This is a genomic window from Oleiphilus sp. HI0123, from assembly GCF_001635315.1.
Map to the genome: position 1 here is coordinate 1 of NZ_LWGE01001040.1, position 12,737 is coordinate 12,737.

Below are 12,737 nucleotides of genomic sequence, written 5' to 3' on the forward strand. Positions count from 1 at the left end.
GATCAAAAAAACTATCTTGAGATAAGCTTAAGAGAAAAACGCTGTTTTTTATATAATTCTTGTTTTGACGACTGCTTAGGTCGTGTACTCATATATGGTATCGAGTGCTAGGTGGTCTTTTTGGAAGTAGTCATCAAAACACTTTAGTACGAGCGGGCTGCGGAGTTTATCTTCTAGTGCTCGTATCTCATCCATGCTCAACCAATGAGCAGCAATAATATCTTTATCGAGCTTATCGCTCTCTTTTTCAAGTGCTTCGGCGGCAAAGCAAAAGCGGTAATAACATACGCCATTTTGTGGGGCGGTATAGGTATATAAGCCAATAAATCCCGTGAGCTTGACGCGCCAGCCGGTCTCTTCCAACGTTTCTCGAATAGCGGCTTCTTGTATGCTTTCACCTTGCTCTATATGACCGGCAGGTTGGTTGAATACGGTTTTCCCATGAGAGCGTTCTTCAACGAGTAACAGCTTGCCATCTCGCTCGACAAGCGTGGCGACGGTTGCATGGGGTGTCCAGGTCATGATTGTGTTAAATCCTTTATATAGTCGGTGTGCCAGTAAAGCGGATATCTTATCAGTGAGCTGAACATTTCAAAATACTGAGAAAGACTTATTTAGTTGTCTCAAGTTCCTTCTCTTGTATATGGAAAGTAGACTGTGTTTTAGCTTGCAAGATCATCTCGGCGGCCTTTTCTGCCATCGCGATAATGGGGGCGTTCGTATTACCGCTAACCAGAGTCGGCATTGCTGAGCCGTCGATTACTCGCAACTTTTTAATACCATGAACTTTCAGCTCACTGTCTACGACAGCCATAGGGTCATTGCCCATTTTGCAGGTGCCGCTAGGGTGATATACCAAGCCTAGCCGTTCTTTACACTTCTTCAAAAGTGCCTCATCTGATTGGATGTTATTACCTGGGTGCAACTCTTCGCCACGATGCCCATCAAAGGCTGGGCTTGCTAATATTTTCCGAGCAACCCGAATGCCGTTGACTAATACTTTTGCATCCTCAGGGTCGGAGAAAAAGTTGAAGTCGATTTTGATTGGCTCTCTTGGGTCTGCTGATTTTAAGCTGAGTTTGCCTCGGCTTTTAGGGCGAAGGACGCAAACGTGAAGAGAGTAGCCATGGCTAGACAGGAGTTTTAAATCGCGCCCGCAGTCGTCAAAGAGTAAGGGAACAAAGTGCATCTGAATGTCGGGTACCTTTACCTCGGGGCTAGACTTCAAAAAGGCGCCCGCCTGGGTAATTGAGTTCGCCAGATTGCCTTGCTTGTCGCGCAGATATTTAAGAGTGTCGGGTAGCATTTTTAGCAGTCCGCCGGGGCTTGTCGAGAAACCATCCTTCTTTTTGCTTTTCACCAAAACACAGGCATCAACATGTTCCTGCAGGTTCTTTCCGACGCCGGGCAAATCCTGTATCACTTCGATACCATGTTGTTGAAGCTCCTCTTTATCGCCGATACCTGAAAGCATAAGCGTTTGAGGAGAGTTGAAGGCGCCGCCGCACAACAGCACTTCTTTACGTGCATGGACGGTATGCTTTTCACCTTGTTGAGTAAACTCGACCCCTGTTGCGACTTTGTTCTCGATGAGAATTTTATCGACAAAGGCCTCGCATTCAACAAAGAGGTTTTGCCTTGTCATGGCCGGCTTTAAATAGGCGCGTGAAACGCCGCAGCGCTCGCCATCTTTGATGGTAAATTGATAATAGCCCGCGCCTTCAAATTGTGGTCCGTTGAAATCTTCTGTTAGAGGGTATCCTGCTTGCTCACTTGCAGCCAAAAAACACTCGTTAAGCGGGTAAGTGTTTTGCGTGTCAGAGACATAGATAGGGCCTTCTCCACCATGATAGTCACTGGCACCGCGCTCGTTGGTTTCTGATTTTTTGAAGTAGGGCAGCATGTCATCAAAGCTCCAGCCAGGGTTTCCTTGTGCTTCCCAGGTATCGTAGTCTGATTTGTGACCGCGAATATAAACCATGGCATTGACAGCACTGCTGCCGCCGAGAGTTTTTCCGCGAGGACAAAATAGAGGCTGCCCGTTACGTATATCGGCAACCGGCTCAGACTCGTAGCGCCAGTTATATTTCTTACTATACATGAAGTAAGCAAAAGCCCCGGGAACCTTGATCATCGGGCTTTTATCTCGCGGCCCGGCTTCCAGCACAAGCACGGTTTTATCACCTTCTTGGGATAAACGCTGAGCTAATACGCTGCCCGCAGAACCAGCGCCAATGATGACGTAATCGAAAGTCAGTGAGTCCATGTGGTGTGCGCCTCTTATTATTATCAAATAAGCTCATCGTTTTGAGAACAAGCTTATCAATGTGGTCGTGTATTTGTTGAAGATAGTTTGAACGATAGGAAGGGGCTTGAAAAGGGAAATCTCACTTGTGAGCCTTGCTAGTAAGGGGGAGGTTCTTTAACTAGAAGAGGGTTTACAGCCTTAGGCTCTAAACCCAGAGTGGAATAACTGTTCGCAAGATAGTAATTATGCGGCTTGTTGTGGAGAAGGCGCTTCTGGTCTCTCAGGTACCAGTTCTTGGTATAGCTCGTCCAGTGCCTCGTTGAAATTACTTGCCAAAAAGCTGACCTTATCAGCAATCGATTCACAGCTAGTCAGGCTGATTGTTAGTGTATCGACATAGCTGGTGACCACAGCAGTTAGCGCCATGTTATCAACGATCGGTGCAACGCCTTCAAGAGATTTTAGCTCGGCGCCATTCAGAAACAAGGGAACCTTGGGGCCCGGTACATTGGTGATAATCAGGTTGAAAACGGGCTTTAGAATATTGGCTAGACGAAGGCGTGTATAAGCTTTCATGGTTAAGGAAGAAGACCACGAGGGAAGATGCTTCATGATTCGTTCAACCGCGACTTTATAGTTAAACTCTTTGGCTCTAAGGGCATTTTGATGAATCATGCCAAGTCGGGAGCTCGGGCTGTCGAGGTCTGTCGCGAGCGATATGAGCATTGGAGAGATTAGGTTCCCTCCTGAACTTTTTGGGCTTCCTTGTTCGTCCTTTTCTCGTTTTGATACGGGAATCATAGCGACTAAAGATTCTTCAGGAAGCTCATTGCTTGTTTCCAGGTTCTTTCGCAGAGCACCTGAGCAGATTGCTAATACAACATCATTGATTGTGCTGCCCGGGTAGGCCTTTCTAATTTCCTTTACTTTGTAGAGCGGTAGATGGGCGCTTGCAAAGAAATGCTTTTTACTGATTGCTTGATTGAACGGCGTTTCAGGTGCGGTGAAAAAGTGCGGAGGACGCTGTTCCTTATCGAGCATTCTAAGTGCTTGGGAGCTAAAGATAGAGTGACTCAGACGTTTAGCTAGGCCGTAAACCTTAAGTGGGCTGCGATAGGCGTTTTGAATGTGCTTGCTACCAATTTCATAAACGGTGCTCGGCAAGTCTTGGTGTTCGGGTTTCCAATCATCGGTAAGCTCGGCTTGCGGGGCGCTTTTAGGGCTTAGTAAGCCAGCGAGAATATGCTCGGCAGACATACCATCGACTGCGGCATGGTGAAACTTCAGCAGGACAAAAAACTCATCCGGCTTGTTTTCACTTTCCATATACATTATTTCCCACAAAGGCCTGTGATGATTTAGTGCGCGACTAAAGAACTGGTTGATAACCTGCTTTTTGTCATGTTCGTGCAGCTCACCTTTCAAACTTGTGTGGAACAAGTGTTGATCAATATCAAAGCTCTCATCGTCTAACCAGGCTGGTCGATCAAGGTCTAGGATTTGTGTCGCCAGCTTCTTTCTAAAAACAGGCGATATCGACAGATGCGATTGAATATGACTCTTGAACTGCTCGAAGGTCATTGTCTTGTTCTTAGGCTGAGAAAAGGTCAGCGTGCAGCCGATGTGCATGGGTGATCTGGCAGATTCGAGGTGTAAAAATGAAGCATCGAGATTGGATAGTCTGTGCATGGTGCCTCCGGGGTGGCTACACGTTGCTGGATGAGTTAGCTAATTCTTTCATTTGTGCGCACAACTGTAAACTCAAATGTTGATTTTGTTTGATCTGTGTCTATTTGTTTTTTTAAGTGATTGATTTTTTATTGATTGTATTTTTTATATTTCGGTGTTTTGTACGCTGAAATTTCATTTTTGTGTTCATATTCTTTGTTCAGCTTTCATTCAGCTTTAGTGTTTTAAGATTATTCCACCTTCTAAAAAGAAAGAGGAATATGAACATGAAACAATTAACCTACTCAAGAAACTACCTACCTCAGCCTACGGTATTGGTGGCGTTTATTATTGTGGCGATGCTATTCAGCTCGCTTAGCTATGCGGGTGGAAGGAGTCACCGTTCAATCGACTTTGCTCGCGTAGTGAAGGTGGAGCCGATTATTAAAACCATTGAAAAAAGAATTCCCGAAGAGGAATGTTGGACTGAACAGGTTCGATATGATGATTATCCTAGAAGTGAGCATTCACATACTAGTACTATTCTTGGCGGTATTATTGGTGGCGCAATTGGTAATGCTGTAGGGCACCGAAGCAAAAACAAGAAGATTGGTACGGCTGTGGGTGCAATATTAGGGGCCTCAGTGGGGAGCGATATCGCCTCGAATGAGCGTCGTCGGTATAAAACAAGGTCACACTACCGTGATGAACAGCGCTGCGAAACCCGGCATCGTATAAGCTATGAAGAGAAGGTGCTCGGCTACCATGTATGGTATCGTTACAAGGGTGAAAGATATAAGACCCGAATGGATCAGAAGCCGGGTAAGAAAATAAAAGTGCGTGTCAGGGTGGAACCTTTTTAGAAGGGAGCTGTGACACCGAAAGAAGCCTCGTTAGTTGGCAACGTTCGCAAAGGTGATTGCTATGAAACTCGTAAAACTTTTTTTGTCCGCCGTGTTGCTGGTGTGCTTATCCGCAAACCTGGTCGCAGAGACAAAGAATGAGAGAATTGGTCGAGATCAAGCAATTGCCCTTGTTCAGGAAAGGTTCGAAGGAAAGGTCCTGAAAGTTCAGCTCAAAGAAACGCCCCGTGGTAGCGTCTATCGGGTTAAGTTTTTAACTAAAGCGGGTCGAGTTAGGGTGTTGCATGTCGATAGCCTGAGTGGTGAGCTGCTCAGTGGCGCCAAGTAAAGAGAGCTAGACGATGAAGCTTCTAGTGATTGAAGATGAAAACAAACTGCGAGAACAGTTGGCAGATGCTTTAAAGCAACAATCTTATTGTCTTGAACTCGCGGCTGATGGTGAAGAAGGTTTATATAAGGGAATGGAGTTCCCGATCGACCTGGCGGTTGTGGACTTAGGTTTGCCAAAAATTGAAGGCGTTGAAGTGATTCGTCGTTGGCGAAAAGCGGGGAGGGACTTCCCTATATTGATACTGACTGCTCGCGGAAATTGGCAAGATAAAGTTGAAGGCCTGGATGCTGGTGCAGATGACTACCTGGTGAAGCCTTTTCATGTCGAAGAGTTATTTGCACGTATTAAAGCCTTGCTCAGACGTTTTGGCGGCCAAGCCTCTTCAGTGCTAAAGTTTGAGACTCTGACAATAGACCTATCGGCCAAGCAAGCCACAGTAAATGATAGCGCGATTGACTTAACTGCTTTTGAGTTCAATATTCTAGAGTACCTTTTGCTAAATTCTGAGCGACCAGTCTCGAAGGCTGAGTTGACCGAGCACCTTTATGAGCAAGACTACGACCGGGATAGCAACGTGATAGAGGTCTTGGTTGGCCGTCTTCGAAAGAAACTTGAAACGGCTTGTAAGCTTTCCTTAATCAAAACTGTGCGAGGGCAGGGTTATCGCTTCCTTCACCCTTCAGAGTAAGTGTTGATGAAGACTTGCTTGATGAAAAACTGGCTGCTGACAAGTATACAAGGGCGCTTGGCGTTGGCTTCAGTCTTATTGCTACCCCTTATTTGTGGTGCCTTGGCTTGGGTGCTTGAGCGCGCTTATTCTGCTAGCTTGCTGGAAGCCCAGCATCAAAAAATGACGACACAGGCTTATGCTTTGATTGCATCGGCCGAACTGGAATCCCAATCGCTTTGGTTGCCTGAACTGGTGACTGATGATCGTTTGAACCAAGCTTTTTCTAATCACTATGCTTTTGCTTTTAATCATCAAGATAACGCTCTCTTGTGGAAGTCTCTCTCCGCTCAAGGACGCTTGGACACGGTTGAGTATGATGTAAGTGAGCTAAGCCTGGGAGACCCAAAATTCCTTCGTTTACCTATTAGTGACGTGCCTTTTTTCCACCTACATTATTTAGTTGAGTGGGAAGATGGTGAGCGTGTTTTACCTTTCCGTTTTGTTGTCTTGGAAACGCAAGATGCTTATCGCCAAGCAATGGAGGAGTACAGAGCCTCGCTTTGGTTTTGGTTGAGTGCGGTAGCGCTGGCACTCATTGCACTTCAGTTCATGATACTGAAGTGGGGGCTTCGCCCTATTGCTGCTTTAAGTCATGACTTGAGTGTGATTCAGAAAGGTGAGTCGGATTCGCTGAAAGGCAATTATCCCTTAGAGCTTCAGGAGATGACGGATAGTATTAATCGTCTTATTTCCCACGAAGCTCATCAGCGAGAACGCTATCGGAATACCTTAGCGGACCTGGCACATAGCATTAAAAACCCTTCTGCCATTATTAGCAGCGCCTTGAATCAGGCGGGAAACTCCCTACCTGATGATATGCGCAATACCTCATGGCTCCAGGATATTGAGGAGCAGAATGAGCGCATCGATAAAATACTTTCCTACCAGCTAACACGCGCCGTTGGGGGTGTGGCAGCCCCGTTTAATAAGGCCGTAGTAGTCAAACCCTTGTGCGATAAAATCTGTGCAGCCATGGGCAAGGTCTATCATGATAAGTCGATGACTTTGGCTTGTGATATCTCCGGCGACGCAGTCTTTAGGGGAGATGAAGGTGACCTGATAGAGCTCTTAGGCAACTTGATCGATAATGCTTTTAAATACGGAAAGGCGCAGGTTAATGTTCATGCAAGGGCCCATGACAATACCTTACGGATCACCATTGAAGATGATGGCCCGGGGATAAGTGAAGCTGAGCAGGCAAAGCTCGTCAGACGAGGCCAGCGCGCGGACACTACGATTCCCGGCCAAGGAATAGGTTTAGCTGTAGTAAATGATATTGTCGAGAGCTACGGCGGGACGCTAAGATTATCTGATTCTGAATTAGGCGGGCTAAGTGTAGAGCTCGCCTTTTCTCAGGGTTTATAGAGCTTTTTTGTGCTAGAAAGGCAAAGGGTATTCCCTAAGTACTTTGAAAATAGCCTTCAGGTCATCTTTGGATAACTCAACTTTAAAGGCTTCGATATCTTCTTCCAGCTGCTGCAAACTGGTGGCGCCAATAATTGTTGATGTGACACCATCGACCTGATTACACCAGGCTAATGCCAATTGTGCCGGCGTGATATCGAGTTGCTTAGCAATCGAGGCATAGGCACTGACAGCCGTCTCGACATTTGGCTTGTCCCGTAAAATACCATTGCGTTGTGGAATGCTCCAGCGACTACCATCAGGCCTTTCTCCATTTAGATATTTACCGCTTAATACGCCGCCACCAAGCGGAGACCAGGGAAGGTAAGCGACATCCTGGTGAACACAGTTTTCAATCAGGTAAGGCCAGTCTTTGGTATGTAGTAGATTAAACTCATTTTGTATTGATACCATCTTGGGAAGCGAGTGCTTTTCAGCTAAACGTAAGTACTCATTGATCCCCCAAGGTGTGTCGTCTGATAAACCGCAATGTCTAATTTTCCCGGCTTTGATGCAGTCATTTAAAGCCTGAAGAATTTCTAGCATTTGATCGGAGTGTGCCTGACGGTCTACATCGGTAAAAGAAATTCGACCAGGGAAATGTTTGGCGAAGTGAGGCGAGGTACGATTGGGCCAATGGAGTTGGTAGAGGTCGATGTAGTCGGTCTTAAGGCGCTTTAAGGATGCGTCTACTGAGGTGATAATCGACTCACCCGTGATGTCACCACCCCCGCGTATCCAAGGTAGGCCATTTCCTGCAATCTTTGAGGCCAGAATAATGTCACCTCGTTTACTCGAATTAGCTGCCAGCCAGTTACCTATCATCTTTTCTGTTTTGCCATAGGTATCGGCTGCAGGTGGCACTGCATACATCTCTGCTGTATCAATGAAGTTCACGCCTTGCGCCAAGGCGAAGTCGATTTGCTCACTGGCATCGCGCTGAGTATTTTGTGTGCCCCAGGTCATCGAGCCCAGGCATACTCGTGAAACATTAATGCCGCTGCTACCAAGTTTTGAATAGTTCATTGATCAAGCCTCTATTTAGTTTCGCTTATAGTAATAGATCTCCTTAGGTGCGGACAGTGTTTTTTCCAGGGGCTTTACCGCATTACTAGAACAGCTCGACCCCACAGCCACCTAAGCCACAGTAGCCGTCGGGATTCTTATCAAGGTATTGCTGGTGATATTCTTCAGCATAGTAAAACTCAGAGGCTTGTTTAATCTCGGTAGTGATTTCGCTAAACCCCCGCGCTGTTAGCGCTACTTGGTATTGTTGTAGGCTTTCATTAGCAAGTTTGCTTTGTTCGTCATTGAAGGTGTAAATGCCTGAACGGTATTGTGTTCCCTGGTCGTTACCTTGGCGCATGCCTTGTGTTGGGTTATGCGCCTCCCAAAATGTTTTTAGTAAGTCTAAGTATGATACTTGGGACGGATCATAAGCGACTAATACCACTTCATTATGGCCTGTCGATCCTGAGCAAACTTCTTGGTAGCTTGGGTTGGGCGTAAAGCCCGCGCTATAGCCTACCGCCGTAGAATAAACTCCTGCCAGTGACCAAAACTTTCGTTCGGCGCCCCAAAAACAGCCCATGCCAAACATTGCTTGTTTAATTCCAGAAGGAAAGGGGGGCAGCATTGAATTGCCAGTGACGGTATGGGTGGCGCTAATGCTAATTGCCTGATCGCGCCCTGGTAAGGCGTTTTCGGGTTTGATCATTTTGGCTTTTTCGGGCTTAAAAAACATAGGGATCTCGTCGCTTGGTGTGAGAAATTTTAAACTGCAGGCTTAGGGTGTCGCTAGTAATTGCTTCGCTTGGCGCACTCTCAACATGACATCATTATGATCCTCTTTCCTGATATGAGCTTGCACTAGCCTGGTTTTGACGATGACCGTTACCTTCTCTGCATCTTCCACAGTTCGGTTATGTGCTTTAAGCACTTTTGCAATCTCCTCGGCACTGGCTCCCTGGTTTTTCTTTAATAGCTGAATAATATCCTTTGCACACTGCTCTGCAGCCGGGTCGGGTTTGCTCATGCTTTTAAAAATTAATACGGCGATTACGATGATAAGAATAATAGGGATATAGGTATTCATTGCTGAGAATCCAGTTGTTTAGTCGGGCTTAGCCAATTGTACCTTATGATTCATTCTTGATGGTTGTTTTTTGAGCTTTGTTGACTACATTTAGAAGGCTTATCTGTTTATAAAAATATCAAAAATGAGAGGATGATATGAGCGAGGAAAGCGTCGATTTTGGTCCGTTGGAAGCGATGATTGGTACCTGGGAAGGTGATAAAGGTTTGGATGTCGCGCCTTTGCCAGGAACTCAAAAAGAAGATAGCCCTTACTTTGAACGTATTGTTGTCGAACGAGTAGGGGATGTTGAAAATGCCAAGCAGCAGACGCTGGCGATTGTTCGCTACCATCAGGTTGTACGGCGTCAAAGCAATGGCGAGATCTTCCATGATGAGCTTGGCTATTGGATGTGGGACGCTGAACAGAAAATTGTTATGCACTCGCTACAAATCCCTAGAGCGGTTGGCCTTCTTGCTGGCGGATCCTATGACTCGAATGCAGGTACACCGGGAAAAATTAAGCTATTCGTACAAGCCAAAGATGGCGATGCTGACTGGGGAATTGTTCAGTCACCGTTTATGCAAAAAAACGCTCGCACGATCGCCTTTCGTCATGAAGTCACCATTGAAGGTGATACCTTAAGCTACTCCGAAACCACAGTGCTGGATATCTACGGCAAGACCTTTGATCACACTGATGCAAATGTTTTGACAAGAAAGACAGGTGCCGAGATAAAGCAGGATAACACTGTAGCCCAGGTTGTTGAGCTTGCTCCTAGCGGCTCTCAAACCTCAGATAACAGTCCGAATATAGCGGGTCGAAAGCCAATCAAAGCCGAATTAAAGTCGGGTGAAAGCTATGCTTGGTGCTCTTGTGGCTTGAGTAAGAATCAGCCATTCTGTGATGGTAGTCACCGCTCCACCTCATTTAAACCCAAGGTATTTAAGGTCGATGAAGATCAGGATGCCTGGTTGTGTATGTGTAAACATAGCAAGAACCCGCCTTATTGTGATGGTAGCCATAAGAACTTACCGAAACCTGGGGCAATTGCTGCGGAAGCCTCCTCTATACCAACGGGTACTGAAGAAGTCGCCGAAGAGCCAAGCTTGGCAGAGGTTAAAGCTTTGGCACAAGACGGTTTAGAGAAAACCGGTGGCCATGGTGAAATGGTAGCGATGGGAGTACCCCGTACGCAACTTCCAGAATGGGATGATATTCAAATCATGACCGCCCAGATGGCAACGAAGCCTTTGTTGGAAGATGAAAAAGTAGGGACGGAGTTGATCATCGGACCGAAAGCCAAAAAGCCTTTGGTATTAGATATCCCACTATTTGTTTCAGATATGAGCTTCGGTGCACTTTCAGAAGAAGCAAAGATCGCACTAGCAAGAGGGGCGGAATTAGCAGGGACGGGTATTTGTTCCGGGGAGGGCGGTATGCTGCCTGAGGAACAGGCCGAGAATAGCCGCTATTTCTATGAATTAGCGTCAGCGCAATTCGGCTTCTCTGAAGATGTTCTACAACAAGTTCAGGCCTTCCACTTTAAGGGTGGGCAAGGCGCGAAAACGGGTACCGGAGGTCATCTTCCAGGAGCCAAAGTGCGTGGAAAGGTTGCTGAGGTAAGAGGTTTGGCTGAAGGTGTGGATGCTATATCGCCTTCTTGTTTTCCTGAGATGAATGGCCCTAAAGATTTTAAACACTTCGCTGATCGCATTCGTGAGGTGTCGGGTGGTATCCCCATTGGCATGAAGTTATCTGCTAATCATATCGAGAGAGACATTGAGTTTGCCTTGCAAGCCAGTGCAGACTATCTGATTCTCGATGGCCGTGGTGGTGGTACTGGTGCAGCACCGAGTTTGTTTAGAGATCATATTTCTGTGCCTACTTTGCCAGCCTTGGCACGCGCTAGGCGCTACCTGGATGACCGTAAACGTCATGATGTCACGCTAATAATTACTGGTGGTTTGCGAGTGCCCTCAGACTTTATCAAAGCAATGTGCCTAGGGGCCGATGGCATTGCGATCTCAAACTCTGCTTTGCAATCTATTGGCTGCGTTGCTGCCAGGATGTGCAATACCAACCTTTGTCCGGCAGGCATTGCGACACAAAAACCTGAACTCAGAGCTAAGCTGGATATTGACACCTCTGCACAGCAGCTTGAACGCTTCTTTAAATCCTCGACACACTTGATGCAAGTGATGGCGAGAGCGTGTGGCCATGACCATTTGAGTAAGTTTACTCTGCAAGATATTGCGACTTGGAAAAAGGAGATTGCCGAATTAACGGGTATACCGTTTAGTGGCATGTAGAGATACCTTTTCCCAACAGTTGAATTAGTAACATGTCACCTTTTTGAGGTGGCTTGTCTTTGACATGTTAGTTTCCAAGAATCTGTGTCAGTGTGGGCTTTAGTTGAAGCTAGTTTTGATCGATAATGCTACAGCCAAGTAAAAACACCTGATAAGTTATCTTTAGCCTCACCCGCGAGTACGGTGCTTTTTAAGTTCTCCGCAGCACTTTCCGGGGTATCTAGGGATAGAGCATACTTGATGCCTTCATCTCCAGCCGGGTCGTGCAGACCGTCGGAGCACAGCATTAGTCTATCGCCCACAGCCAAGTCTAGAAAACCGATATCCAGATCAATGTTCTCATCAACACCTACCGCTCGAGTAATTGCATTGTTTTGAATGTTTTCTGTCGGTAGACCTGATTCTTTATATAAGTTATAGATTGAGTGGTCTGAAGACAATTGAGTTAGTTCACCGCGTCTCCATAAGTAAAGCCTGCTATCCCCAGCCCATAAGAAGGTAGATTTGTTATTCTCAAGCGCCAGAAGTACAACCGTGCTGCCACACGTTAGTTGATTATCCTTTGCATAGCTAAATATCTCGGTGTTTACATTTTGTATAGTTTGTTTAATTGCATCTACTTTGGAGAAAAGGTTTACTGGTAGTTCCTTTTCAGATAGTTGCCTTACAATCTCCTGGCTAGCTTTATCGCCATCAACATGACCGCCCATACCGTCAGCGACAAGCCATAATGAATCAGAATCTTTTACCAGGATTTCATCCTGGTTTTGAGTTCGTTTATTACCTACATCACTGAAACCAAATGATTGAATGTTGAAGGGGATAGTTTGTCCTTTGTTATTATCAGTCATAGTCGAGATATTCAGTTCGCTAGTAACATCTGAACGTTGAAAGTTTGAAAGAATGTCCAGGCCAGAAACCGCATCATCCGATTCTAGCTCGGTTGGCGGAGTGATGATGGCGTTCGGACTTTCATGGTCAGCTGCTATGGTTGTTGGGTAGAAGGTAGTGCACGGCTTCATTTTTGTTATTAACGCATTATCCCTTGCGTAGAAGCCTATTTAAGCATGCTGTAGGACTAATATCTATAGCCTATAATTTAAATTT

12 protein-coding genes are annotated in these 12,737 nt (G+C 46.1%); 5 read left to right on the forward strand and 7 right to left on the reverse strand.

What is annotated here, in order from left to right; genetic code table 11:
- Positions 1–75: 75 nt before the first annotated feature.
- The 3 genes from A3761_RS09045 to A3761_RS09055 all read right to left on the reverse strand — a co-directional run bounded on the left by A3761_RS09045 (position 76) and on the right by A3761_RS09055 (position 3,937).
- The gene (locus tag A3761_RS09045; protein ID WP_068513378.1) at positions 76–522 is read right to left on the reverse strand and encodes an NUDIX hydrolase; all 447 of its coding nucleotides are present in this window, start codon (positions 520–522) and stop codon (positions 76–78) included.
- Positions 523–610: 88 nt separating this feature from the next.
- The gene (locus A3761_RS09050; RefSeq protein WP_068513375.1) at positions 611–2,266 is read right to left on the reverse strand and encodes a GMC family oxidoreductase; all 1,656 of its coding nucleotides are present in this window, start codon (positions 2,264–2,266) and stop codon (positions 611–613) included.
- Positions 2,267–2,491: 225 nt separating this feature from the next.
- Complete coding sequence (locus tag A3761_RS09055; protein ID WP_082870214.1) at positions 2,492–3,937, reverse strand: wax ester/triacylglycerol synthase family O-acyltransferase; 1,446 nt, start codon at positions 3,935–3,937, stop codon at positions 2,492–2,494.
- Positions 3,938–4,203: 266 nt separating this feature from the next.
- Here A3761_RS09055 and A3761_RS09060 point away from each other — a divergent pair, with 266 nt between their 5' ends.
- The 4 genes from A3761_RS09060 (at position 4,204) to A3761_RS09075 (ending at position 7,205) form a co-directional block, all read left to right on the forward strand.
- Positions 4,204–4,779, forward strand: a complete 576-nt coding sequence (locus A3761_RS09060; protein WP_068509409.1) for a glycine zipper 2TM domain-containing protein — start codon at positions 4,204–4,206, stop codon at positions 4,777–4,779.
- 61 nt (positions 4,780–4,840) lie between these two features.
- Positions 4,841–5,107: a PepSY domain-containing protein gene (locus tag A3761_RS09065; protein WP_068513369.1), complete on the forward strand. Its 267-nt coding sequence runs from the start codon at positions 4,841–4,843 to the stop codon at positions 5,105–5,107.
- A 13-nt stretch (positions 5,108–5,120) separates the two neighbouring features.
- Entirely contained in the window at positions 5,121–5,798 is a 678-nt protein-coding gene (locus A3761_RS09070) for a response regulator transcription factor (RefSeq protein WP_068513365.1), read from the forward strand.
- 21 nt (positions 5,799–5,819) lie between these two features.
- Positions 5,820–7,205, forward strand: coding sequence for an ATP-binding protein (locus tag A3761_RS09075; RefSeq protein ID WP_197470236.1), 1,386 nt, complete (start codon positions 5,820–5,822; stop codon positions 7,203–7,205).
- A 12-nt stretch (positions 7,206–7,217) separates the two neighbouring features.
- Here A3761_RS09075 and A3761_RS09080 read toward each other — a convergent pair whose 3' ends face one another.
- From A3761_RS09080 to A3761_RS09090, 3 genes are all read right to left on the reverse strand, one after another.
- The gene (locus tag A3761_RS09080; protein ID WP_068633853.1) at positions 7,218–8,270 is read right to left on the reverse strand and encodes an aldo/keto reductase; all 1,053 of its coding nucleotides are present in this window, start codon (positions 8,268–8,270) and stop codon (positions 7,218–7,220) included.
- A gap of 85 nt (positions 8,271–8,355) precedes the next feature.
- Complete coding sequence (msrA, locus tag A3761_RS09085; protein ID WP_082870215.1) at positions 8,356–8,988, reverse strand: peptide-methionine (S)-S-oxide reductase MsrA; 633 nt, start codon at positions 8,986–8,988, stop codon at positions 8,356–8,358.
- A 42-nt stretch (positions 8,989–9,030) separates the two neighbouring features.
- Entirely contained in the window at positions 9,031–9,339 is a 309-nt protein-coding gene (locus tag A3761_RS09090; RefSeq protein WP_068513352.1) for a hypothetical protein, read from the reverse strand.
- A 137-nt stretch (positions 9,340–9,476) separates the two neighbouring features.
- Here A3761_RS09090 and A3761_RS09095 point away from each other — a divergent pair, with 137 nt between their 5' ends.
- Positions 9,477–11,630, forward strand: coding sequence for a glutamate synthase-related protein (locus A3761_RS09095; protein ID WP_082870216.1), 2,154 nt, complete (start codon positions 9,477–9,479; stop codon positions 11,628–11,630).
- A 128-nt stretch (positions 11,631–11,758) separates the two neighbouring features.
- On the opposite strand, the gene A3761_RS09100 is transcribed toward A3761_RS09095, so the two are convergent.
- Entirely contained in the window at positions 11,759–12,652 is an 894-nt protein-coding gene (locus A3761_RS09100; protein WP_082865362.1) for a PP2C family serine/threonine-protein phosphatase, read from the reverse strand.
- Between the last annotated feature and the right edge of the window lie 85 nt (positions 12,653–12,737).